This window comes from Streptosporangium roseum DSM 43021 (assembly GCF_000024865.1).
Classification (GTDB): domain Bacteria; phylum Actinomycetota; class Actinomycetes; order Streptosporangiales; family Streptosporangiaceae; genus Streptosporangium; species Streptosporangium roseum.
Map to the genome: position 1 here is coordinate 3,433,502 of NC_013595.1, position 22,637 is coordinate 3,456,138.

Annotated in this window: 20 protein-coding genes; 10 read left to right on the forward strand and 10 right to left on the reverse strand. The window is 70.7% G+C overall.

Translation table 11 applies throughout. The features are described from left to right. Window positions 1-97: 97 nt before the first annotated feature. Entirely contained in the window at window positions 98-1,003 is a 906-nt protein-coding gene (locus SROS_RS15285) for an LLM class flavin-dependent oxidoreductase (protein ID WP_043655699.1), read from the reverse strand. A 151-nt stretch (window positions 1,004-1,154) separates the two neighbouring features. Next, complete coding sequence (locus SROS_RS15290; RefSeq protein WP_012889845.1) at window positions 1,155-2,714, reverse strand: MFS transporter; 1,560 nt, start codon at window positions 2,712-2,714, stop codon at window positions 1,155-1,157. 139 nt (window positions 2,715-2,853) lie between these two features. On the opposite strand from SROS_RS15290, the gene SROS_RS15295 reads away from it, so the two are divergent. Then, the gene (locus SROS_RS15295; protein WP_012889846.1) at window positions 2,854-3,732 is read left to right on the forward strand and encodes a MarR family winged helix-turn-helix transcriptional regulator; all 879 of its coding nucleotides are present in this window, start codon (window positions 2,854-2,856) and stop codon (window positions 3,730-3,732) included. Here SROS_RS15295 and SROS_RS45980 read toward each other — a convergent pair. The 8 genes from SROS_RS45980 to SROS_RS15335 all read right to left on the reverse strand — a co-directional run bounded on the left by SROS_RS45980 (window position 3,706) and on the right by SROS_RS15335 (window position 13,336). Then, complete coding sequence (locus SROS_RS45980) at window positions 3,706-4,299, reverse strand: DUF1269 domain-containing protein (protein WP_012889847.1); 594 nt, start codon at window positions 4,297-4,299, stop codon at window positions 3,706-3,708. The two genes, SROS_RS15295 and SROS_RS45980, sit on opposite strands and share 27 nt — an antisense overlap. A 258-nt stretch (window positions 4,300-4,557) precedes the next feature. Then, the gene (locus SROS_RS15305) at window positions 4,558-5,763 is read right to left on the reverse strand and encodes a cytochrome P450 (protein ID WP_012889848.1); all 1,206 of its coding nucleotides are present in this window, start codon (window positions 5,761-5,763) and stop codon (window positions 4,558-4,560) included. A gap of 161 nt (window positions 5,764-5,924) precedes the next feature. Then, on the reverse strand, window positions 5,925-6,590 hold the full coding sequence (locus tag SROS_RS15310; protein WP_012889849.1) for a TetR/AcrR family transcriptional regulator: 666 nt from the start codon (window positions 6,588-6,590) through the stop codon (window positions 5,925-5,927). A 605-nt stretch (window positions 6,591-7,195) separates the two neighbouring features. Then, window positions 7,196-8,461, reverse strand: coding sequence for a M20/M25/M40 family metallo-hydrolase (locus SROS_RS15315; protein ID WP_012889850.1), 1,266 nt, complete (start codon window positions 8,459-8,461; stop codon window positions 7,196-7,198). A gap of 28 nt (window positions 8,462-8,489) precedes the next feature. Continuing rightward, window positions 8,490-10,478: a dipeptidyl-peptidase 5 gene (locus SROS_RS15320; protein WP_012889851.1), complete on the reverse strand. Its 1,989-nt coding sequence runs from the start codon at window positions 10,476-10,478 to the stop codon at window positions 8,490-8,492. A 3-nt stretch (window positions 10,479-10,481) separates the two neighbouring features. After that, on the reverse strand, window positions 10,482-11,600 hold the full coding sequence (locus SROS_RS15325) for a C39 family peptidase (protein ID WP_245564647.1): 1,119 nt from the start codon (window positions 11,598-11,600) through the stop codon (window positions 10,482-10,484). A 145-nt stretch (window positions 11,601-11,745) separates the two neighbouring features. Further along, window positions 11,746-12,417, reverse strand: coding sequence for a TetR/AcrR family transcriptional regulator (locus tag SROS_RS15330; RefSeq protein ID WP_012889853.1), 672 nt, complete (start codon window positions 12,415-12,417; stop codon window positions 11,746-11,748). Between the two features lie 469 nt (window positions 12,418-12,886). Continuing rightward, window positions 12,887-13,336 (reverse strand): hypothetical protein, encoded by a 450-nt coding sequence (locus SROS_RS15335; RefSeq protein WP_043652078.1) that lies wholly within the window; start codon window positions 13,334-13,336, stop codon window positions 12,887-12,889. Window positions 13,337-13,507: 171 nt separating this feature from the next. On the opposite strand from SROS_RS15335, the gene SROS_RS53870 reads away from it, so the two are divergent. The 9 genes from SROS_RS53870 (at window position 13,508) to SROS_RS15375 (ending at window position 22,635) form a co-directional block, all read left to right on the forward strand. After that, window positions 13,508-13,642, forward strand: coding sequence for a hypothetical protein (locus SROS_RS53870; protein ID WP_012889855.1), 135 nt, complete (start codon window positions 13,508-13,510; stop codon window positions 13,640-13,642). Window positions 13,643-13,855: 213 nt separating this feature from the next. After that, window positions 13,856-15,058 carry a dipeptidase gene (locus tag SROS_RS15340; protein ID WP_012889856.1) on the forward strand — a complete coding sequence of 401 codons (1,203 nt, stop codon included), beginning with the start codon at window positions 13,856-13,858 and terminating at the stop codon, window positions 15,056-15,058. A gap of 2 nt (window positions 15,059-15,060) precedes the next feature. Next, window positions 15,061-16,683: an ABC transporter substrate-binding protein gene (locus SROS_RS15345; RefSeq protein WP_148269573.1), complete on the forward strand. Its 1,623-nt coding sequence runs from the start codon at window positions 15,061-15,063 to the stop codon at window positions 16,681-16,683. 32 nt (window positions 16,684-16,715) lie between these two features. Then, the gene (locus SROS_RS15350; RefSeq protein ID WP_012889858.1) at window positions 16,716-17,669 is read left to right on the forward strand and encodes an ABC transporter permease; all 954 of its coding nucleotides are present in this window, start codon (window positions 16,716-16,718) and stop codon (window positions 17,667-17,669) included. Further along, complete coding sequence (locus tag SROS_RS15355) at window positions 17,666-18,574, forward strand: ABC transporter permease (protein ID WP_012889859.1); 909 nt, start codon at window positions 17,666-17,668, stop codon at window positions 18,572-18,574. Before SROS_RS15350 ends, SROS_RS15355 begins: the two co-directional genes overlap by 4 nt. A 3-nt stretch (window positions 18,575-18,577) precedes the next feature. Further along, window positions 18,578-19,753 (forward strand): M24 family metallopeptidase, encoded by a 1,176-nt coding sequence (locus SROS_RS15360; RefSeq protein ID WP_012889860.1) that lies wholly within the window; start codon window positions 18,578-18,580, stop codon window positions 19,751-19,753. Continuing rightward, window positions 19,750-20,646: an alpha/beta fold hydrolase gene (locus SROS_RS15365; RefSeq protein WP_012889861.1), complete on the forward strand. Its 897-nt coding sequence runs from the start codon at window positions 19,750-19,752 to the stop codon at window positions 20,644-20,646. The genes SROS_RS15360 and SROS_RS15365 overlap by 4 nt, the downstream gene beginning before the upstream one ends. Beyond that, window positions 20,643-21,632, forward strand: coding sequence for an ABC transporter ATP-binding protein (locus SROS_RS15370; protein WP_012889862.1), 990 nt, complete (start codon window positions 20,643-20,645; stop codon window positions 21,630-21,632). The genes SROS_RS15365 and SROS_RS15370 overlap by 4 nt, the downstream gene beginning before the upstream one ends. Continuing rightward, complete coding sequence (locus SROS_RS15375; RefSeq protein ID WP_012889863.1) at window positions 21,619-22,635, forward strand: ABC transporter ATP-binding protein; 1,017 nt, start codon at window positions 21,619-21,621, stop codon at window positions 22,633-22,635. Before SROS_RS15370 ends, SROS_RS15375 begins: the two co-directional genes overlap by 14 nt. Window positions 22,636-22,637 lie beyond the last annotated feature (2 nt).

Sequence of the window (22,637 nt, forward strand, 5' to 3'; positions counted from 1 at the left end):
GCCCCGGACGGCGGGGCGGGCGGTGCGGCGCCGTACGGCCTCGGCCGTCGCGGGGCGGCGCGCGTCGAGCCGGGCCTCACCGGGCTCCGCGGGGACGTCAGGCCCCGGCGACCGCCTCGCGGACCGCCGGGACGACCTCCTGGGCCCAGCGACCGAGCGCGACCTCGGAGGGCGTGTCGTCCGCGACGAAGTACACGAAGCCGGACGCGCCGTGTTCGAGCACCGCGGCGGTGAGCTCCTCGGCCCACTGCCCGGCCGAGCCTCCGACCCAGCGGCCCGCGCGGTCGCGCGTGGCCGGCAGCGGGGAGGGAGTGATGCGGCCGGGGAGGTTGTAGATCGTGGCGATCTCCGCAGGATCCCGTCCGGCGGCCGCGGCGGCGTCGTCGATGGCGGGCCGGGACTCGCGGTACCGGGAGCTGAGCCAGTCCGCGGCGCGACCGGGGATCCATCCGTCGGCCAGCCTCCCGGTGACGGCCAGCGACTTCGGCCCGACCGAACCGAGCCAGATCGGCGGGGCCGGGACCGGTGCCGGATCGATGCCCGACACCTGGTGGAACTCCCCGTCGAAGGTCACCGGGCCTCCGCCGCCCGACAGCGCTCTGACCAGGATGACCGCCTCCTCCATCGCGCGGACGGCGGCCGCGGGACCCAGCCGCGGCACCCCCAGCCTGACGATCTCGTCCCAGTAGCCGCCGGCGCCGAGCCCCAGCACGACCCGCCCGCCCGACAGCGCGGACAGTGACGTGACCGTGCGTGCCAGCATGGGCGCGGGGCGGCTCGGCAGGTTGGTGACGTTCGCGACCCCCGTGAGGGCCGAGGTCCGGCCGAGGACGAACCCCAGGGTGGCGTAGGCGTCCAGCCGCCCGCCGTAGTAGGGATGATCGGAGATCGTGAACAGGTCGAGCCCGTCGCGGTCCGCCCGAGCCGCGCACCGCAGGATCTCGGACACCTCGCCGACGGCGGTTCCCGGGCCGAATCCGAACAGGGTTTTCCGTTCTGGCATCGTCATGTGCACCTCTCTGTGGATCATGTCTCCGCGAGGCGGGGGCGGCCGCCCGCACGGGCGCTCCGGTGTCCCCGCCGTGGCGGAGGAAGGCATCGGTGTGGTCGGGGGCGTGCACCACGTGGTCGCCGCCCTCTGCGGGGCCGGCCCTTCAGGAGCCGTGGGCCTCGGCGGCGCTCGCGGCCGCCGCGGGCGCGGGGGCGGCGGGCGGAGGGACGAAGTCGCGGTGCCGGATGAGGACGAGGCTGAACAGGGCGGAGACGAAGGCCACCGCCGCGCCGATGACGAGGATCAGGTTCAGCCCGTCGACGAAGCCGGTCCGGGCAGCCTGGTCGACCAGCTCCGCGGCCGTGGCGGGCAGCCCGGCGAGGGAGGCGTCGCCCGGCCCGGTCGAGGCTCCCATCCCGTCGGCGAGGTGCTGGGCCTGCGCGGCGAGCGGCGTGTCGCGCAGGTGGTCGGCTGCCGTCTCCCGGAGCTGTGAGGTGAAGATCGCGCCGAGTGCCGCGATCCCGGTGGCGATGCCGACCTGGCGGGCGGTGGCGTTGATGCCCGAGGCCATGCCCGCCTGGGAGACGTCGACCACGCCGACGGCGGTGGAGGCCAGCGGCACGGTGACCATGCCCGCGCCCGCCCCGGAGATGATCATGCCGGGCAGCAGGTCGGTCCAGCCTGAGGAGGGCGTCAGGCCGTACATCAGCAGGATTCCCGCGCCGATGAGGACGAAGCCGCCGCCGATCATCAGGCGTACCGGGACCGTGGAGGTCAGCCGCCCGGCGATGGTCGAGGCGACGAACATCGCCGCGGTGAGGGCCAGGAAGCGCACGCCGGCCTGCGCGGCCGACTGGCCGAGCTGCTGCTGCAGGTACAGCACCAGGTAGGGGAAGAGCGCGTAGACCGAGGCGTTGAGCCCGAAGGCGGCGATCAGCCCGCCGGTGAAGGTGGGTTTGCGGAAGAGCCTCATGTCGAGCATCGGCCGCTTCTGCTTGAACTCCAGGAGGAGGAACAGGACGAGCAGCGCCCCGGCGGCGATCAGGCTCCCGTAGACCTCGGGCTCCGCCCAGCCGTCCGCCGAGCCGATCAGCCCGTAGACGAGCAGGCCCAGAGCGCCGCCGAAGGTGAGGAAGCCGGGCCAGTCGGGGCGGGAGGCCGCCGGATTGCTGGACTCCCTGAGCTTGGTCAGCGTCACGATGATGACGACGATCCCGACGGGCACGTTCACCCAGAAGATCCAGCGCCAGCTCAGGCCGCTGGTGAGCACCCCGCCGAGCAGCGGGCCCACCGCGGCGGCGATGCCGAGGATCCCGCCGTAGATGCCGAAGGCCGTTCCGCGGTCGCGGCCGCGGAACGCGTCACCGAGCAGGGCCAGCGAGGTGGCCCACACGACGGCGCCCCCGATGCCCTGCCCGGCTCGGGCGATGGACAGCACCAGCGGCCCGGTCGCCAGGCCGCACAGCAGCGAGCCCACGGTGAAGATCGCCGTCCCGACGGCGTACAGCCGCCGGCGTCCCCACAGGTCACCCAGCGATCCCCCGGTCAGCAGCCCGGCCGCCAGCGCCAGCGCGTATGCGTCGATGACCCACTGCAGGTCGGACAGCGGCGCATGGAAGTCCAGCCCGATGTAGGGAAGCGCGACGTTCACGATCGTGATGTCGAGGACCAGCATGAAGACCCCGGTCACGACCGCTGTCAGCGTCCACCACTTCTGTGCCATCCAACGGTGTCCCTTCTCGTGTCCGGTGTCGGACGACCCCGGCTTCGGTGCTCGGGACGCTAGTGTCATCAAGCCAAATCGTCAACCAACCTAATCATCCATGTGCCTAATCATTAGGCTGGTTGCTATAGTCGCTGAGATGACGGTGACCGATGACGCAGGCGTGGGGACGCCGATCGAGCCCAGGCTCGCCGGCCACACCGGATATCTGGCGCGCCTGGCGTCCCAGCGCGCCGAGAGGTGCGACCTGGCGGCGCTGCCGTCCGGACGGAGCCCGCGCGACCTGGCCGTGCTGTGCGTGCTCGCCGAGCGCCCGCTCTCCCAGGCCCGGCTGGGGAGCCTGCTGGAGGTGAACCGCACGGTCATGATCGCGGTGATCGACGGGCTGGAGTCAGCGGGGCTGGTCCGCAGGGAGCGTGACCCGGCCGACCGCCGGCGCTACGCCCTGCGTGTCACCGGCGAGGGCGCGGCCGCCCTGGAGGAGATGCGCGGATCGGTGCGGAGCGCCGAGAAGAGGCTGGTGGCCCCGCTGGGCCCGGCCGGGCACCGGCGCCTGCACGAGCTGCTCCGGCCGATCGTCCCCGACCTGGTCGACGCGCTCCCGGAATCGGTCACCGGCCAGACGGGCTTCCTGCTCGACCGCGTTTCCCGGCGGCTCCGCGGGCAGCGCGAGCAGGCGCTGCGCGGGCTCGGGATCGAGCCGTGGTGCGTGAGGATGCTGGTGGCGCTCGACTCCGCGCAGCCGTGCACCCAGGAGCGGCTGGCCGGCTGCATGGGCGTGACCGGCCCCACGATCGTGCAGGCCATCGACGACCTCCACTCGGCCGGCCTGATCCTGCGCGACCGCAACCCCGCGGACCGGCGCGAGCACGTGCTGCGGCTGACCCCGGAGGGGGAGCGGTATCTCGCCGAGGCGTTGAAGGTGGAGGACGGCGCGCAGCGCGACCTCGCCGACCTGCTCGGCGACGCCGAAGCCGCCGAGCTCAACGCGCTACTGGCCGCCCTCGTCACCGGCTGACCCGACGCCGGGCGCCTGGGCCGTCGCGATGGCGCGCTGGATGCGCTGTTCTTCCGGCGCGCTGAGCGTGGTGCGGATGACGTGCCCGCCGTAGGGGGCGATCGCGGCGACGATCCTGTCGATGTCGGTGGTCAGCAGCAGGAACAGGGCCGCGCCGCCGGCGGGCAGGTGCTCGCCGAGTTCTTTGACGAAGCCGAGGTCGACGCTGTTGTTGTCCGCCGCGCTCACCGCCGCGCCGACCCCGGCCCCGGCCAGCGTCGTCGCGCTCGCCCCCAGGACGGTGGCTCCCGCGGCCGCGGACGCGACACCGGCCGCCGCCAGGGCGATGCCGATGATCGGCCCGAAGGCGATCAGCCCGAGCAGCCCTCCCGCCACCGCCCCTTCGGCGGCGTAGGTGGAGGCTCTGTGGTGGGTGGGATGCACCATCACCCCGCCGTCGTCCTGGCGCTCCACCAGCGCCAGGTCCGCCAGCTGTACGGATCCGTCCCGCTGTAGCGACAGCAGCTTGTCCCTGGCATGTATCGCGCTGTCCACATGTGGGTAGGCGATGGTGACGAGTTCGCTCATGGTTTCCCTCGGACGCTCCGGGTGCCGGGCGGGCGCCGGCCGGACGATCGGTGACCGGCGTCCGTTTGTGAGAGCGATTCCCGGTATCGGCCGAGTGCAGCGACCGGTCCGCGTCATCTTCCGCACTGGTGTCTTTGGGAGGAATTTTGGAGTCCCGGAGATCGGTACCCCTCAGGTGCCGGTCAGACGCTCCACGACCGGCGCCTGAGGGGTACCGATCTCCGGGAACTGCGCGTCGACCGAATCGATCCGCATGGCCTACCCCTTGTCCCAGGTGACGGGAAGCCGGTGCACGCCGTAGATCATCATGTCGGTGCGCAGGGGCACCTCATCGGGCGGGACGGCCAGGCGCAGCGTCGGGAACCTGGCGAACAGCGCGGGGATGCCGACCTGCATCTCGACGCGTGCCAGCTGCTGGCCGAGGCACTGGTGGATGCCGTGGCCGAAGGCCACGTGTCCCGCGGTGGGCCGGTGGAGGTCCAGCGTGTCGGGGTCGGCGAAGTGCTCGGGGTCGCGGTTGGCGGCGGGGATGGAGACCATGACCGACTGACCTGCCCTGACGAGCTGCCCGCCGAGCTCGACGTCCTCGAGCGCGGCCCTGACGGTGCCGGGAATGATGCTCAGGTAGCGCAGGAGCTCCTCGACGGCCTTGTCGGTGAGGCCCGTGTCCGCGCGGAGCGCGGCGAGCTGCTCCGGATGGCCCAAGAGGGCGTAGGCGCCGAGGGAGAGCATGTTCGCGGTGGTCTCGAAGCCCGCGCCCATCAGGACACCGCCGATGTTGGTCAGTTCCTCGTCGGTCAGGTCGGTGCCGGTGACCAGGCCGCTGAGCAGGTCGTCGGCGGGCTCGGCGCGCTTGGCGAGCACCAGGTCGAGCATGAACGCCTGGAGCGTGCCGAAGGCGGCGATCTTCTCGTCCGTGGAGACCTCCAGGCTCATCAGCTTGGACATGTCGCTCTGGAATCCGGCGCGTTCGGTGGTGGGCACGCCGAGCAGCTCGCAGATGACCAAGCTGGGGATGGGCAGCGCGAACGCCTCCATGAGGTCGACGGGCGGCCCCTGCCGTTCCATCGCGTCCAGGTGTTCGGCGGTGATCTCATGGATCCTCCCGGTCAGCCGGCGCATCCTGCGGACGGTGAACTGGCCGGTGAGCAGGCGCCGGTAGCGGGTGTGCTCGGGCGGGTCCATCGAGGTGAAGATCCCCGGCGGCGCCGGCCGGGGGGCGCCCGTGCGCGCCCCGCTCAGGGGACTGTGGGTGAGGTCGGCCCTGTGGCTGAAGCGGGGGTCGGCGAGGACGGCGCGCACCAGGGCATGGCTGGTGACGAGCCAGCCGATGTGGCCGTCGGGGTACGCCATGGGGCTGATCGGATGGTCCCTGCGCAGCCGCGCGAGATCCTCCGGGGGGTCGAAGGGACAGCCCGCCTTACGGGCGGCCGGGAGCGGCGCGGGAGCCGTGGACTCGGACATCGTGCTCCTTCTTGAGATGCTCGGTGGGGAAGACGAGCGTTTCCATGTCGGAGGCGAAGGCGGCGACCAGGACCACCTGCCGCCTGTCGCCCTTGGAGCAGGCGCGCCCCTTCTCGCCGGGGGGGGGGCGAGGTCGGAGCGCTCCAGCAGGTCGGCGCGTATCAGGCCCGGCCTGTCTCGGACGGCTCGGGCCGGAGCCTGTCGAGAGCGGCTCTGGCCTCGGCGGCGTCCTCGGTGCTGAGCATGGGATGCGAGTAGACGTCGATGAGGGTCCTGGCGAGCAGCAGGTCTCCCTCGGGGCTGAACAGATCGACGCCCATGCCCCTGGACACATGCTTGTGCAGGATCACGACGGCCAGCGCCATCGCGGTTCTCACCGTCGCCCTGGCCTTCCTGTCGACGTCGGGGACGTCGGGACGCCTCTCGTCGGCGTCCGCGAGCCACTCCTCGGTGAGCTCGACCATCTGGTCGAACACGGCCTCGGCCGATCCCTCCGCCAGCGCGCGGGCCAGGTATCCCTGGTAGGGGGCCATCACGGTGTTGGCGGTGGCGACGGGGTTCGCCTTGTCGAGCGCGTGGCCCGACCGGACCTCGTCGTTGAGCCTGCGGATCACCTTGGTCAGGTGCGCGTCGCACGCCTCCCGCAGCGCCTGCTTGGAGCCGAAGTGGTGGCGCACCAGCCCTGACGACACGCCGGCGGTCTCGGCGATACCCCTGATCGTGGCCCGTTCGAACCCCTGCTCGGCGAAGTGCCGCATCGCGGCGTCCCTGATGCGGGCGCGCGCGGTGAGGTCCTCGGGGTCGGGTCCGGTCGTGGTCACGCTCATCCATCCCTATCCACAGGTATAGCTGACTACTCGTTCATGTAGGAGGCTATACGCATGTGTAGTCGCTGTCCAGTGCGGTGCATGGAGAGGGCGGTGCATGGAGAGGGCGGTGCATGGAGAGGGCGGTGCATGGAGAGGGCGGCGCTGGTTCCAGACGAGGGTCCGGTGAAGGCGGCCAGGGGGCGAGCCGGGCGAGCCGTTGTTCGTCGACGGCGGGTGGCAGAGCGTTGTTTATCGCCGCTGAGCCGGGTAGAGCGACAGTCCGACCATCGCCGAACAGAGGGAGCCGGCACATGACGAGCCGGAACGTGTGGACCTGCCCCGCCGGTGCGCCTGCGGGAACCGCCAGGCCGGACCTGCGGGGAGCGGACGGCTGGGAGTAGACCCGGACGGCGTCCGGGCCCGCTCCCCGCGCTGACCGATCCGCGGGCCGCCCCTGGGAGGCGGCCCGCCGGCCACCTCGGAAGGCGGCCGTGACCCTTTCAAGGAGGCCCGTGGCCCTGTGTCACAGGAAGCCTGTGGTCTGTCACGTGGCACCACAGGAGGCCCGTGGTCCTGTCAAGGAGGCCTGTGGCCCTGTCACGTCACCATGGCCCGTGGTCCTGTCAGGAGGCGAGGAGACGGTCCAGGACGCGCATGCCGAACTCCAGCCCCTCGACGGGGACCCGCTCGTCCACGCCGTGGAACATGCCGTAGTAGTCCAGCTCCGGGCTGAGCATCAGCGGTGCGAAGCCGTAGCCCTTGATGCCGATGTCGGCGAAGGACTTCGCGTCCGTGCCGCCCGACATCACGTACGGCACCGGCCGCGCGGCCGGGTCCTCGGCGACGAGCGCGTCGCAGAGCTGGCCGAAGAACGGCGCGTCCAGCGGCGCCGAGGGGGCGTCCTCGATGTTGACGAACTCGCGGGTGACCTTGGGGCCGAGCAGGCGGTCGATCGTCTCCAGGAACTCCTCCCGGTAACCGGGCAGGAAGCGGCCGTCCACGTGCGCGGTCGCGGTGCCGGGGACCACGTTGACCTTGTAGCCCGCCTCCAGCATCGTCGGGTTGGCCGAGTTGCGGATCTGCGCCTTGAACAGGGCGCCCGCCTGGCCGAGCCGCTCGGCCTCCTCCTCCAGGCGGTCGTAGTCGATTTTCTCGCCGAGGATGTCCGCCAGGCCGGCGATCAGCGCCGCCACCCCGGGCGTCAGCCGTACCGGCCACTGGTAGGAGGCGATCCTCGACAGGGCGTGGCAGAGCTCGGCCACCGCGTTGTCCTTCGGCGGCCGGGAGCCGTGGCCCGCGACGCCGTGGGCGGTGAGCTTCATCCAGGCGGTGCCGCGCTCGCCCACCGCGACGGGGTAGATGCGCGCGTCCGGGGCCTGGACGCTGTAGCCGCCGGACTCGCTGATCGCCTCGGTGCAGCCGTCGAACAGCTCCCGGTGCCGCGTCGCCGCGTACCGCGAGCCGTACTCGCCGGTGGCCTCCTCGTCGGCGAGGAAGGCCAGCACGATGTCGCGCTTGGGCCGCACGCCGCGCCGGGCCCAGTCGCGGACCAGGGCGAGCGTCATCGACAGCGTGCCCTTCATGTCCACCGCGCCCCGGCCCCAGACGCAGCCGTCGGCGACCTCGCCGGAGAACGGGTGCACCTGCCAGTCGGCGGGCTCGGCCGGGACCACGTCCAGGTGGCCGTGGATGAGCAGGGCCTCGGGGGAGTCGCCCGGGATCCTGGCGACCACGCTGGTGCGGTTCCTGGCCGACTCGAAGACCGTCGGCTCGATTCCCGCGTCGGACAGCAGTCCGGCGACGTGCTCGGCTGCCGGGCGCTCGCCGGAGCCGGGGTTGGTGGTGTCGAACCTGATCAGGTCCGAGCAGATCTGCGCGACCTCGTTCATCGAAAAAGCTCCCCCGAAAACATGTGGATCATTGGTGCATACCCCGCAGGGTCAGAGGCGGCACCTCGGGCGTCGGGAAACCGAAGATCAGGCCGTAGAAGGCCAGTTCGGCCTCCATCGCGGCGATGATGGTCTCCTCCCGGCGCCAGCCGTGCTGCTCGCCGGGGAAGGTCAGGTAGGCCCACGGGGTGCCCTCGCGCTCCAGCGCGGCGGCGAACCGCTCCGCCTGGACCGGGTCGACGATCGCGTCCTCCAGGCCGTGCATGAGCAGCGCGGGACCCGACGCGTTCGCGGCGTGCAGGGTGGGGGAACGGTCCAGGTAGCGCTGCCGGGTCTCGGGGAGCGGGCCGATCAGCCCGTCGAGGTAGCGCGACTCGAAGTCGTGGGTCTCGGCCGCCCAGCCCTCCGGGTCGGTGATGGCGTAGTGGGCCACCGCGCCGCGGAACACCTTGCTGTGCACCAGCGCGGCCACCGACGTCCAGCCGCCCGCGCTGCCGCCCCGGATCGCAACCTTCGACGGGTGCGCCCGCCCGGCGGCGATCAGGCCGTGCGCCACCGTCTCGCAGTCGCGCACGTCCACCACGCCCCACTGGTGGCGCAGCCGCTCCCGGTAGGCGCGGCCGTAGCCGGTGGAACCGCCGTAGTTCACGTCGGCCACGCCGATGCCCCGGCTGGTGAAGTAGGCGATCTCCACGTCGAGGACCATCGTGCTGGCGCTGGTCGGCCCGCCGTGCACGAAGATCACATAGGGGGCGGGGCCGGTGACGCCGCGCGGCGGGTACAGGTGCGCGTGCACGCCGTCGAAGGTCACCGCCTCGGGGTCGGGCAGCACGTCGCGGTCGGGCAGCTCCTTCTCCGGGGACAGCACGGCGTGCGCGCCGGTGCGCAGGTCCACCGTGACGACCTCGAACGGCGTGTACGGCGAGGCCGCCACGCCTGCCACCAGGTCCCCGCCGGTGGAGACCGTCGGGTTCCAGTAGGTGGGCGGGGCGTCGAGATCGGTCATCTCGCCGGTGGCCGGGTCCAGCACGCCGAGGCGGCGGCGGTCCGGGGTGCCGTGCACGAGGACGATCCTGTCGCCGGCGAGCGAGAACCAGGTGTTGCCGAGCCGCCATACGGCGTCGCCGCAGTCCTCCTGGAGCGGTGCCAGGTTGCGGGCGGGGGAGCCGTCGAGGGGGACCAGATGCAGGTTCCACCAGCCGTCCGGGTCGGTGAGGGCGTAGAGCGCGCCGTCGTCGCGCCACTCGGCCTGGATCACCGACTCCTCCGGGCCGCCGGCGACGACCCGGTACGGCCCGGCCGAGCCGAGCGCGTCCAGGGGCGCCACGCACAGCTCGGTGCCGTCCCAGGGCATGGCGGGGTGGTCCCAGCCGATCCAGGCGATGTGCGTGCCGTCGGGGGAGAGGCGGGGGTTGGTCAGGAAGTGCTGCGCGCGGACGATGAGCCGCACCGGCCCGCCGTCCAGCGGCACCGCCACCAGCTCCCGGCAGGGCAGGGACCGGGGAGCGGGCTCGGCGCCGGTCCCGGGCGCGGTGGTCTCCGGGGCGGGATGGGTCTCGCGGACCGCCCAGACCTCCCGCAGCCCCGGCGGCAGGTACAGGTCGCCGTAGCGGGCCCCGTCGTCGGGGGTGAGGGGGACCGGCTGCCCGCCGTCGCCGCCACTGTCGCCGTCGCCGGCGCGGGCCGGTCCGCCGGCCGCCTCGCCGGAGCCGGGGGCCGGCTGCCCGCCGTACAGGTAGATGCGCTGGTCGGCCCAGTTGGTGAACACGACCCCGCCGTCCGGCAGGGGCCGCCAGGAGCGCCCGCCGTACTCGATGAGGCGGTTGCGGGAGTTCCAGCCCTGCGGGATCGCGTCACGGGGCACGCCGTCCGGCCCGCGCCGGACCACGCACCTGCGCCCGCCCTCATGCGGACGAGGCTCGTCCCACCACACCTCCTCCCCGAGGATCTCCACCCAGAGCGGACGGTCGTCCACCCTGGCCACGTCGACGGGGCGGATGGGAGAGTCGTTCAGCATTGATCACCAATTGCCGTCGGAGGGGGGCAGGGGAAGGCCGGGCGGGTGGACGACGTGCACGATCCCCCCGCTGCCGGAACTGCGGAGCCAGACGTTCTCGAACGCGGCCCTCGGGTAGATCCGGCGCACCGTGTCGTCGCCCGGTGCGGCGGGGTCGTTGGCGATGACGTCACCGCTCGGGGTGAAGCCGACGACGACCATGATGTGGCCGCCGGTGGAGTACCCCGAGCCGGGCAGCTCGTGGTCCCGGAACGACTGCGAGGTGATCACCGGGATGCCGGCGTGGACCAGGCGCTCCAGCTCGGTGAGCGAGCGCAGCCGGGTGACGAATCCCTCCAGGCCGTACCGGCCGGCGTAGGCGACGCCGAACGGCCAGTTCCCGGTGCCCTGGTAGCTGTGGTCGTACATGTCGCGGGCGGCGTGGTCCACGGCCGGGCAGGGGTCGTCCGCCGAGACCCAGGACAGGTCGTCCCGGCGGGGGCCGCGCTCCCAGTAGGCGAGCACCATGCTCATCGAGGCGGGGCTGCACCAGTTCTCCCCGCCGCCGTCCCATTCGGGGAAGTGCCCCGTGTGGACCTTCTGCGACCGGCGCGGCACGTCCAGCTCCACGCCCCCGGCCTCCCCGGGCGGGCTCACCGGCACCGTCGCCCGCGCGGGCACCGCCGAGGCCATCACCCCGGCCCGGTGGACCTCCGCGCCCGAGCCGTACAGGGTGAACCTCAGCCGGTAGGCGACGACCGGCCTGGTGGCCACGTAGGTGTCCACCGCGACGTCACCGTCCTCGTCGCCCTGGCCGGGCAGGGAGGTCCGGTGGATGTCGCCGTCGCCCTCGGCCCAGCGGCCCATCACGTACCACTTGGTGAGGTCGCCTTCGACGGTGCGGGCCTGCAGCCCGACCTCCAGCCAGGTCCCCGGCGGGGTGCTCGCCGCCCATGACGGCACCAGCTCGGTCGCGGGGAAGCCGATGGCTCTCTCCTCGCCGGTCCAGCGGGTGTACTCCCAGGTCCTGGTGGCGCCGCCGAACGGGTCGCGGTAGTCGGCCAGCCCGCTCTCGTGCGGGGCCACATCCGTCCACCGGTGGAGGACGACGCGGCTCAGATCGGCAGGCAGCAGGGTGACCACCTGGTTGATTGTGGTTTCACCCCGGACGCGGCGCATCGGAAGGTTTACGTATCCGAAACAGGTGACCCGCCGGGCCAGGGGGGAGACACGCGGAGCTGCGCGGCCGCCCTTCACCCCGTACGGCGGCGCGCTCCGGGCGGGGGACTCAGGGGGCGCATCCCGGCGATCCGGCCGCGGGTCGTGAGGACCGGCGCGCTCCGGGCGGGCGGAGCCCGTCGAACACGAGGGCGAGGGTGCGGTGCCGGAGATCACGGTCCCAGCGGGCGTGCAGCGCGCCCTGGGAGAAGCCGGTGATCAGGGCGATCACCTCGTCGGCGCGGGCGTCCTCGCGGACGGCGCCGGCCTGCTGGGAGCGGGCCAGAAGCCCCTCCAGCCCGTCGCGCAGGAGCAGCAGCGAGTCGGCGACCTGGAGGACGACGCCGGTATCGGCCAGGAGACCGACGACGGTCTTCTTCTGGGCCGCCTGCTCGACCACGCGGGTCATGAAGCCGAACAGGGACGTGGCGGGGTCGCCGTCGGTGGTGAGCGCCTGCACCTCCCGCGTGAGGTCGGACAGGAGGTCTCTCATCAGGGCCTGCTGCAGGGCCTGCTTGGTCGGGAAGTGCTTGAAGACCGTGCCGATCGCCAGCTCAGCCCTGGCCGCGACCTCGTCGGTCGACGCCGACGGCCCCTTCTCGGCGAAGACCGCCTCGGCCGCGGCCAGGATGCGCGCCCGGTTGCGCTGGGCGTCGGCGCGCGGCCTCCTGGCGCCCTGGGAGCTCGGTCTCGCGGTGCCGGGGACGCCCGGCCCGCCGGGAGACGGATTCGGAAGAGTCATCTGATCGGCGTTCCTTCGGGCGTTGGCGGAGTGAGCCCCGGCTCAGCCGTCGCGGGAGGGCGGGATCGCGCGGGCCGGAGGGGCCTTCCCGATCCCGCCGGAGAGCCCCGTGACGCTGGCCGGGCTACGCGCGTGCCGTCGGCTCCGTGGACGGCAGTGGAGGATCGCAGCCCTGCTACACCGAGAATTCCAGACGTCACGGCGGGTCGTCTTCTTCCAAAAAGGGGTTTCCCGGAGCGACCGGCGGCCGTGGCCGGACGCCTTCCGGACGCCGTGACAGGCCGCGGTGACAGCGGGTGCCCCGATCCCGGATCAGACGGCTCCGGGCCCGCCGGCATGTCCGGCTGTGAAACCGTTCACAGGCTGCGAAGCCCTACGGAAACGTCGCATCACGGCGTTGATTATCTGTGCCGACGGTGACGACGACCTGCCGCTCCGCACGTCCTGCCCCGCACAAAGAGGAGTCGAATCACCCGGCCTCGATCTCTTCTTTCAGTTCCGCTACGGCGCTGTCGATCTGGAAGAATTGATCCTGATCCAGGTCGCCTCGGATGAGGACCGAGGCGACGACCTCTTTGGTGAAATTATCGAAGATGCCTCGGCTGACTTCGCCGATCGCATTCATTTCGATTCTCATCGAGGTGGATTCGCCGGGCTTCAGGACCGTGGCGGGCATGGGGTGCCAGCCGTCTCCGGCGGTAGGAGTCGCGTTCTTCGTGCCCTGAACTCTGATCCTCGGCCGGTTGAAGATGATGACGGGGAGCCCGTCGCCTTCAGGTGCGATGTTCGACCCGGTCACTTCGAGCGCGAATTTTTCGCCCACGTTGATCTCGTTGCCCTCCTTTTCTGTGATTTTTGAAGTGATTTTCAAATATCTGCTCAGGTCTTTCCACAGGGCAATCTCCGCCATTTCCAGCACACCCCTTCCCCTGTAAGGTCAATCCGGCCCCCAGAATGGGGCCAATCCTCTCGTCCCCCCTCATGGTTGCATTTAATCTGCTGCCGTCGGTATTTGGCAGTTCATTGACATCGCCTTGAAGTGGAAGAAGGGCGCGGCGGCGGATTCGGTCATCGCCGTGATGGAGCCGTCATGCGGCGGGGTGCGGGCAACGGTCGGCGACCTCCTGGCGGCCCCTTCCCCCGCCGCGCCACCCGCCTCGGTAAGGCGGTGTTCTTCGAGCTGCTCGCCCGGCCGCAGGGCGGAGTGGCGTTTCTTTACGTGTGATTCCGCTCACACTCGCAGGCCTCCGCCGGCCCGGCGACCCGCGCGAAAACTCCGTGCACGCCACACATGCCGCCACCGGAGGCTCTCCGGGCCCGCGCCGTACGCCCGGCCGTCGTGATCCGAATGTCACATCGAGCTTCTTGAAGCTCAGACGCACCTCATGCAAGGTTGCACCTCAGACGTTTAAGGTCCAACCTTTCGGAGGTGCTCCCCATGCAGCCCCCCAATCCCCGCTACCAGGGATACCGGTCGTTCGACTATCTGGAGCCACACGCCGACTTCAAGGTCTTCGACCTCGCCCCCGAAATCGACCGTGTTCCGGCGTACGACCTGGGCCTGTCGGCCGAGCAGTCCGCGCGGGTCAGCCGCCTCCTGACCGAGCACATGGCCATCTCGCTGCACGAGCACCCCAAGGTCCTGACCGCGGACGTCACGCTGCTGCGCGACTACAACCGGACCGGACGCAACGTGCTCGGGTACGAGGGCCTGGCGCGTTCGGGCATGACCGCGCTCTTCGACAACTTCATGAACGGCACCAACTGCGTCACCAGCGAGCACGGCTGGAAGTGGGACGACGTCATCTACGACCTCGGCCTGCGCTTCGCCGACATCGCCAAGCAGGACTTCGTCGTCCTGGCCCGCACGGTCGAGGAGATCGAGAAGGCCAAGGCGGGCGGGCAGCTCGCGCTGGTGGCCGGGCTGGAGGCGGCGACGATGATCGAGAATGAGCTCGATCGTCTGGACATCCTGTACGGCTTCGGGGTCCGTCAGATCGGTGTCGCGTATTCGCAGGCCAACCAGTTGGGTTCGGGGTTGGCCGAGCGGGCCGATGCCGGTCTGACCAATTTCGGCCGTCGTGCGGTGGAGCGGATGAACCGGCTCGGTATGGCGATCGACATCTCGCACTCGGGTGACCGTACGTGTCTGGAGGTCATCGAGCATTCGGCGGTGCCGGTCTTCATCACGCATGCCGGTGCTCGTGCGGTGTGGCCGACCAACCGGATGAAGCCCGATGAGGTGATCAGGGCGTGTGCCGAGCGTGGTGGTGTGATCGGTCTGGAGGCGGCTCCGCACACCACGCTGTCGGAGGAGCATCGCGAGCACTCGCTGGAGTCGGTGATGGATCACTTCACCTACTGCGTGGACCTGGTGGGCATCGACCACGTCGCCTTCGGCCCCGACACCAACTTCGGTGACCACGTGGGGCTGCACGACTCCTTCACCGGTCACCTCTCGATCGGCCAGGCCCACGGACACGTCGAGCACCCGCGCGTGCCGTATGTGGCCGGTATGGAGAACCCGGCGGAGAACTTCACCAACATCGTCGGCTGGCTCGTCAAGCACGGCTACGGCGACGACGACATCAGCAAGGTCATCGGCGGGAACATCCTGCGCGTACTCAAGGAAGTCTGGTGAACATGCGTACCCTCGGACGCTGGTCCGGCGCCGTCACGGCCGTCGTGACCGCGCTGACGCTCACGTCGTGCGGCCTCAACGAGGGCCAGGACGCCTCGAAGCCGGCCGGTGGCGACAGCTCCACCACGCTGCGCATCGGCACCACCACCGACGTCGCGAACTTCAACCCGCTGCAGTCGCTGAGCAAGACCGACAACTGGATTCTCAACGCGATGTACCCACACCTGCTGCGGATCGACGGGGACGCCAAGAAGGTCCCCGAGCTCGCCAGCAAGTACACCCACGAAGACGGTGGCAAGTCGGTCGTCTTCACCCTGCGCGACGATTTCGTGTGGAGTGACGGCACCCCGGTGACGTCGGCCGACGTGAAGTACTCGGCCGAGACGATCATGAAGAACAAGCTCGGGAACGTGGCCGCGAAGCTCACCTGGGTCGAGGGCATCGAGGCGCCCGACGCCACCACGGTGGTCTTCAAGCTCAGCCAGCCCTACGCGCCGTTCGCCGAAGGCGTGGGCTTCTGGATGTCCATCGTCCCCAAGCACATCTTCGAGAAGGCCGGCGACATCACCAAGTTCGCCAACAACTCCGATTGGGTCGGCGCGGGCGCCTACATCCTGAAGAGCGCCACGCCCGGTCAGCGCTACGTGATGACGCGCAACGACAAGTACCCCTACGCGCCCGCGGGCGGCGCGGCCGTCGACACCGTCGAGTACCGGCTGTACCCGGACGTCAACACCATGCAGCTCGCGTTGCGCAACGGCGACATCGACCTGATGGGCACGCCGGTGCCCGCCTCGGCCATCGCCTCGTTCAGCGGCGACGAGAAGATCAAGCTGCAGGAGGTCGGCTCGCTGGGCTTCGCCCACATCACCTACAACGTCACCAACGAGCACCTGGCCCGGCCGAAGGTCCGGCAGGCGCTGTCGATGGTCGTCGACACCAAGTCGATCATCTCTACGGTGCTGCAGGGTGAGGGCTCACCGATGACCGGCCCGATCTCACCGATCTTCGCGGAGTACGACAACACCGAGCTCCAGCCGTACCCGTTCGACCCGGCCGCCGCGCGCAAGCTGCTCGAAGAGGACGGATACGCGGACAAGAACGGCGACGGGAAGCTCGACGGCCTGTCCTTCGAGATGGTCTGCGACCAGAGCAACCCGAACCTGACCCGGGTCGCCCAGGTGGTGCGGGAGGACGCCGCCAAGGCCGGCGTCGAACTCGTCGCGTCGTGTGTCGAGCGGAACACGTTCCTCAGCAGGACCAAGAGCGGCGACTACGACCTCGACGTCTCGCAGTGGGCCGTCTTCGACAACCCGATGGACCAGCTCCGCAGCACCTACCTGTCGAGCAACCCGGGCGGCATCAACTACAACCTGGTCAAGGACCCGAAGCTCGACAAGCTCATCGACGAGGCCGCCGTCACGACCGACCACGACAAGTTCGCGGGGAAGATCAAGGACCTTGACGCCTACGTGCACGAGCAGGCGCTGCTGACGCCGCTCTACGTCGAGAAGATCCAGTTCGCCTACAACGCCGGCAAGTTCACCGGCTTCCAGCCCTCGCCCAGCGATCTGCTCGGCATGGTGACCGGCTACTCGCTGTCGCAGGTCCGACCCGTCGGCTGAGGCGAGGAAAGGAGAGGAGGCGGGGTCACCCCATGGCTGAATTCATCGCCAGAAGGGCGATGCGCGCGATCCTGACCATCTGGATCGCGGTCACCGTAACGTTTTTCCTGCTCCGGCTGCTGCCGGGTGATCCCACCCTCCTGGTCGTCGAGGGGGACATGACCCCCGAGATGCAGCAGGCGCTGCGGGAGCAGTACGGGCTGGACAAGCCCATGCTCACGCAGTACTGGCTGTATCTGACCGAGTTGGTGCAGGGGAACCTCGGCACGTCGTTCAGGCAGCTCCAGCCGGTCACCGACATCATCGTGTCGCGGTTGCCGTGGACGGCGCTCCTGGCCGGCTCGGCGTTCGTGCTGACCATCGTGCTCGGCATCCCGCTCGGGGTGTACGCGGCCGCCCATCGCGGCAAGCGCGTCGACCGGGTCGTCCAGATGTTCGGGATCACCGGGCACGCGCTGTTCGTCCCGAGCATCGGGATCCTGCTGCTCGTGGTCGCGGGCTCGTGGCTCGGCTGGTTCCCGATCGGTGGCGCGATCGACCCCGACACCCGGGGCGCCGCCGCGTACGTCAGCCTGCTCCACCATCTCGCGCTGCCCCTGCTGAGCCTCGTGGTCGTGCAGCTCGGGCCGTACGCGCTCACGCTGCGCACCAACATGCTCGAGGTCCTCGGCGAGGACTACATCAAAAGCGCCCGCGGCCGTGGCCTGTCGCCGCAGCGAACCCTGTGGCGGCACGCGTTGCGCAACGCGTTCCTCCCGGCGCTGACGCTGATGGGTCTTCAGCTCGGCACCCTGGTCGGCGGGGCGGTGCTCACCGAGACCGTGTTCGCCTACCCCGGCGTCGGACGGCTGATCTACGAGGCCGTCGGCCAACTCGACTATCCGCTGCTGCAGGGAGCGTTCATCATGCTCGCGATCACCGTGGTCGTCGCGAACCTGATCACCGACGTGATCAGCATGCTGCTCAACCCGAGGATCCGCGCATGAGCGCCATGATGCCTCCCGACGCGGGGCCCGCCGGCGCCGTCGCGGTGGACGAGCCGGCGGCGAGCACCCCGCCGTCGGCGATGAAGAGCCTCCGGCGATTCCTGGCCAAGCCCAGCGGCGCGCTGTCGATCTCGATGCTGCTGGTGTTCCTGGTGACCGGCCTGTTCGGCCCGCTCCTCGTGGACCGGCCAGGCGGGCTCGGTTCCGAGATCCTGCGGTCGCCGTCGGTCGCGCACTGGTTCGGCACCGACGATCTCGGCCAGGACGTGTTCGCCCAGGTGGTGTGGGGGACCCGGGTCAGCCTGACAGTGGCGGTCGCGGCGTCGGCGATCGCGATCGTCATCGGTACGGCCCTCGGCCTGCTCGGCGCCTACTCCAGGCGGGCCGACGCCTGGGTCACCACGGTGACCGACCTGATGCTGTCGCTCCCCCTGCTGCCGCTCATGATCATGGTGACCGCGCTGGTCGGCCCGAGCGTCACGACGCTGACGTTCGTCATCGGGCTGTTCTCCTGGCCCGAGGTGACGCGGCTGATCCGGTCGAACGGCCTGGTCGTGGTCTCCATGCCGTACATCGACGGCGCCCGCGCGCTCGGCGCGACGGGCTGGCGGATCGTCACCCGTGAGGTGCTGCCCGCCGTGGTGCCGCTGATCGTGGTGAGCGTGCTGCTCACCGCGGCCAGAGCGGTGATCTCCGAAGCGGGGCTGAGCTTCCTGGGGCTCGGCGACCCCGACTCCTGGTCGTGGGGACGGATCATCCTCAACGCCCAGCGCAGTGGCGTGATCTCCACCGCGTGGTGGCAGACGCTGTTCCCGTCACTGGCGATCCTGCTGCTCGTGCTCTCGGCGACGGTCGCCGGCGTGCGATTCAACGACTCACGCGACCCTCGGCTGAAGGACCGGTGACCTATGCGCCTTTCTTCCGACTACTACGCGGACGTCCATTCCTCCCTCAGGGACGCCCTGGACCAGGACGGTCTGGACGGATTCCTGGCCACGTCGCCGAGTGACGTCGCCTACCTCGCCGGGTTCTTCTACGCCGTCACCGAACGACCGGTCTATCTCTGGTTCCCCCGTGACGGCCGGCCCCTGTGCGTGGTGCCGAAGCTCGATGAGGAGTACGCGGCGCTGCAGCGCATCGAGGCCGACGTCGTCACCTACGCCGAGTTTCCCGGCGTCGATCCGGCCGAGGCCGTACTCGCGCGTGAGATCGGGCGTACGGGCCGGCCCGCGGCCCGGATCGGCATCTCGGGCGGGCTCAGCCTCGCCGGCCACCGGGCGCTGACCGAGGCGTTGGGCACAGCCGGACTCCGTACCAGTCCGGTGGTGTCGAACCTGCGGCTCATCAAGCATCCGGAGGAGCTCGCCTGGCACCGCCAGGCGGCCGGGATCTGTGACGAGATGCTCGCGGCGGGCCGGGCCCTCATCGAGGACGCGCTGCGCGCGGGGCGCCCGCTGCCGAGCGAGGGCGATCTCGCGCGGCACGTCATCGGGTACGGCTCCGACGCGATGTACCAGCGCTACGACCATGTCATCTACACGACGAAGCTGGCCGGCGGCCTGGTGTACGCCGGCCCGAACTCCGCGAACCCGCACGGACTGCCCAGCAGGCGCAGGCTGGAGATCGGCGACACCGTCATCCTCTCCCTGGGCGCCGCCGTCGGCAGCCGCTTCGTCGAGAGCGAGCGGACCTTCGTCATCGGCGAACCCAGCGCCGACCAGCGGCGCTACTTCGCCGTCGCGGCGGAGGCCCAGGAGGTCGGCACGGCGGGCCTGCGCGCCGGCCGTACCTGCGCGGAGGTCAACCGCGAGTGTCTCGACGTCATCAGAGGACACGGGCTCGGCGAGCACATCCGGCACCGCCAAGGGCACGGCATCGGCGTCCAGCAGCACGAGCCGCCATGGGTGGAGGACGGCGACGACACGGTGCTCCGGGCCGGAATGCTGCTCTCCAGCGAGCCGGGCGTGTACGTGCCGGGCCACGGCGGCTACCGCATCTCCGACACCGTGCTGGTCACCGACGCGGGACCTGAACGGTTGACCAGCTATCCGCGCGGCCTCGAAGAGAACGTGATCGCGCCATGACGACGAGCCGGAAACAGACCGAGGAGGACACGGTGTTCGTGGAGATCAACGGCAACCCCCTGGCCGTGGAGGTCATGGGGCCCGAGAACGCGCCGGCGATGATCGTGCACCACGGCGCTCCCGGGCTGGGCAGCCGCGCCGAGCCGCGCCGGTCGTTCGGGCCGTTCTCCGACCGGCTCCGCGTCGTCGTCTTCGACGCCCGCGGGTCCGGTGAGTCCGGTGACACGGGGCCCTTCAGCCACGCCCAGTGGGTCGCCGACGTCGAGGCGATCCGCCGGCACTTCGATCTCGGCCGGATCGTCATGGCGGGCGGGTCCTACGGCGGCTTCATCGCGATGGAGTACGCCCTGGCCCACCCGGAGAACGTCGCCGCGCTCGTCCTGCGGGACACCGCGGCCAACACCGACTACGACCACCTCGCGGTCGAGCGGGCCCGGACGACGGACCGGGTGCGGATCCCCGAATGGGTCATCGAGCGCATCGGCACCGGCCGGTTCACCGGCAACGAGGAGTTCAGGGAGTACTGGCGGGCCATCCTGCCCCTCTACGACCACGACTACGATCCCGAGGCGGTCGAGCGGCGGGTCGCGCAGACGTCCTACCACTACAAGACCCACAACGAGGCGTTCGGCGTCAACATGCCGGCCTACGACCTCACCCCGCGGCTGCACGAGATCACCTGCCCGACGCTCGTGACCGTGGGACGGCACGACTGGCGCACGCCGGTGCAGGCCTCCCAGGCGATCGCCGACCTGGTCCCCGGCGGGGAGCTGGTGGTGTTCGAGAAGTCCGGTCACTCGCCCCAGCTGGAGGAGCCGGAGCTCTTCCAGCAGGTGGTGCGCGACTTCCTGACCAGGGCGGGCGTGCTCGACCCTCGGGCAGGCAGGCCGTGAACGCGCCCGTCCTGCGGGTGGACGACCTCAGCGTGGAGTTCGCCACCCGCGAGGGGGCGGTCCGCGCGGTACGCAACGTCGGTCTTGAGGTCTTCGCCGGCCGTACGCTCGCGCTCCTCGGCGAATCGGGGTCGGGCAAGTCGGTGACGGCCCAGGCGGTCATGGGTCTGCTGGACACGCCGCCGGCGCGCATCACCTCCGGAAGCATCATGTTCGAGGGCACCGACCTGGTGACCGCGGCCGAGCGGGTCCGCCGGCAGGTCAACGGCGAGGGCGTCGCCATGGTCTTCCAGGACGCGCTGTCCGCGCTCAACCCCGTCTACACGGTGGGCCATCAGATCAGTGAGCTGCTGCGGGTCCGGCGGAAGATGTCCCGTTCCGCCGCGCGAGCCCGGGCCGTCGAGCTGATGGAACGGGTGCGGATCCCCGCCGCGGCACGCCGCGTCGACGACTATCCGCACCAGTTCTCGGGCGGCATGCGCCAGCGGATCATGATCGCCCTGGCGGTCGCGCTCAACCCGCGCGTGCTCATCGCGGACGAGCCCACCACAGCCCTGGACGTCACGGTGCAGGCGCAGATCATGGAGCTGCTGACCGAGCTCCAGCGCGAGAACGGGATGGGGATGGTGCTCATCACCCATGATCTCGGAGTGGTCGCCGAGGTGGCCGACGACGTGACCGTGATGTACGCGGGCCGGATCGTCGAACGCGGTTCCGTGGAGGAGCTCTTCGAGCACGCGGCCCACCCGTACACCCGGGGGCTGCTGCGCTCGATGCCGCGGACGGACCGAGAGGACGACGAGCTGTGGGCCATCCCCGGCGCGCCGCCGAGCCCGGTGCTGACGCCGAAGGGGTGTGCGTTCCATCCGCGCTGCGACATCGCGATCGACCTGTGCCGGTCCGAGCAGCCCGGCCTTGAGGTGATCGCGGCAGGCCGCACCAGCGCCTGCCATCTGCGCGCGGAGGTGTTCGATGGGCGAGCGTGAGGTCGTGCTCGAGGTTGATTCCCTGGTCAGGCACTTCCCGGTGGGGGGCGGGCTGTTGAGCCGGCGCCGCAGTGCCGTACAGGCCGTCGACGGCGTGTCGTTCACCCTCGGGCGTGGCGAGACCCTCGGCGTCGTCGGCGAGTCGGGATGCGGCAAGTCGACGCTGGCCCGCACGATCGTCGGCCTGGACAGCCCGACGTCGGGGCACGTGCGCTACCGCGGCGTGGACGTCCACGCCGCGTCGGGCCGCGAGCTGCGGGCGATGCGGCGCAGCGTCCAGATCGTGTTGCAGGACCCCTACACGTCGCTGAACCCCAGGAAGACCGTCCGCGACCTGCTCACGCAACCGTTCGAGATCCACCCGGACGTGCTGCCCCGGGACCGGCGGCTGAGCCGTGTGAAGGAACTCCTCGACGTGGTCGGGCTCAACCCGGACCACCTCGACAGGTACCCGTTCCAGTTCTCCGGCGGGCAGCGCCAGCGCATCGGGATCGCCCGCGCGCTCGCCCTGGAGCCGGAGGTCGTGGTCTGTGACGAGCCGGTCTCCGCGCTGGACGTCTCCGTGCAGGCGCAGGTCGTCAACCTGCTGCGGCGGCTGCAGCGGGAACTGGGCCTGTCCTACGTGTTCATCGCGCACGACCTGTCGGTGGTGCGGCACATCTCCGATCGGGTGGCGGTGATGTACCTGGGCAAGGTCGTGGAACTCGGCGATCGCCGGGAGGTGTACGAGCGTCCCCAGCACCCGTACACCCGGGCGCTGCTCGAAGCGGTGCCCGTTCCCGAGCCGCGGGGCCGGGCCTCGCGCACCCGGACCCTGCTGGCCGGCGACCCGCCGAGCCCGGTCGACCCCCCGTCGGGGTGCCGGTTCCGCACGCGCTGCCCGAAGGCTCAGAGCGTGTGCGCCGAGACCGAGCCCGTGCTGCGGATCGGGTCCACGCCGGCCGCCGAGGCTGCCTGTCACTTCCCCGAGCAGACCCCACTGGCCCGCCTCGGCGGGGCATGACC

What these genes read in the sequence shown, in the direction of transcription:
- SROS_RS15285 (WP_043655699.1), bottom strand. Translation starts at nt 1,003, where the DNA reads ATGCCAGAACGGAAAACCCTGTTCGGATTCGGCCCGGGAACCGCCGTC.
- SROS_RS15290 (WP_012889845.1), bottom strand. Translation starts at nt 2,714, where the DNA reads ATGGCACAGAAGTGGTGGACGCTGACAGCGGTCGTGACCGGGGTCTTC.
- SROS_RS15295 (WP_012889846.1), top strand. Translation starts at nt 2,854, where the DNA reads ATGACGGTGACCGATGACGCAGGCGTGGGGACGCCGATCGAGCCCAGG.
- SROS_RS45980 (WP_012889847.1), bottom strand. Translation starts at nt 4,299, where the DNA reads ATGAGCGAACTCGTCACCATCGCCTACCCACATGTGGACAGCGCGATA.
- SROS_RS15305 (WP_012889848.1), bottom strand. Translation starts at nt 5,763, where the DNA reads ATGTCCGAGTCCACGGCTCCCGCGCCGCTCCCGGCCGCCCGTAAGGCG.
- SROS_RS15310 (WP_012889849.1), bottom strand. Translation starts at nt 6,590, where the DNA reads ATGAGCGTGACCACGACCGGACCCGACCCCGAGGACCTCACCGCGCGC.
- SROS_RS15315 (WP_012889850.1), bottom strand. Translation starts at nt 8,461, where the DNA reads ATGAACGAGGTCGCGCAGATCTGCTCGGACCTGATCAGGTTCGACACC.
- SROS_RS15320 (WP_012889851.1), bottom strand. Translation starts at nt 10,478, where the DNA reads ATGCTGAACGACTCTCCCATCCGCCCCGTCGACGTGGCCAGGGTGGAC.
- SROS_RS15330 (WP_012889853.1), bottom strand. Translation starts at nt 12,417, where the DNA reads ATGACTCTTCCGAATCCGTCTCCCGGCGGGCCGGGCGTCCCCGGCACC.
- SROS_RS53870 (WP_012889855.1), top strand. Translation starts at nt 13,508, where the DNA reads ATGCGGCGGGGTGCGGGCAACGGTCGGCGACCTCCTGGCGGCCCCTTC.
- SROS_RS15340 (WP_012889856.1), top strand. Translation starts at nt 13,856, where the DNA reads ATGCAGCCCCCCAATCCCCGCTACCAGGGATACCGGTCGTTCGACTAT.
- SROS_RS15345 (WP_148269573.1), top strand. Translation starts at nt 15,061, where the DNA reads ATGCGTACCCTCGGACGCTGGTCCGGCGCCGTCACGGCCGTCGTGACC.
- SROS_RS15350 (WP_012889858.1), top strand. Translation starts at nt 16,716, where the DNA reads ATGGCTGAATTCATCGCCAGAAGGGCGATGCGCGCGATCCTGACCATC.
- SROS_RS15355 (WP_012889859.1), top strand. Translation starts at nt 17,666, where the DNA reads ATGAGCGCCATGATGCCTCCCGACGCGGGGCCCGCCGGCGCCGTCGCG.
- SROS_RS15360 (WP_012889860.1), top strand. Translation starts at nt 18,578, where the DNA reads ATGCGCCTTTCTTCCGACTACTACGCGGACGTCCATTCCTCCCTCAGG.
- SROS_RS15365 (WP_012889861.1), top strand. Translation starts at nt 19,750, where the DNA reads ATGACGACGAGCCGGAAACAGACCGAGGAGGACACGGTGTTCGTGGAG.
- SROS_RS15375 (WP_012889863.1), top strand. Translation starts at nt 21,619, where the DNA reads ATGGGCGAGCGTGAGGTCGTGCTCGAGGTTGATTCCCTGGTCAGGCAC.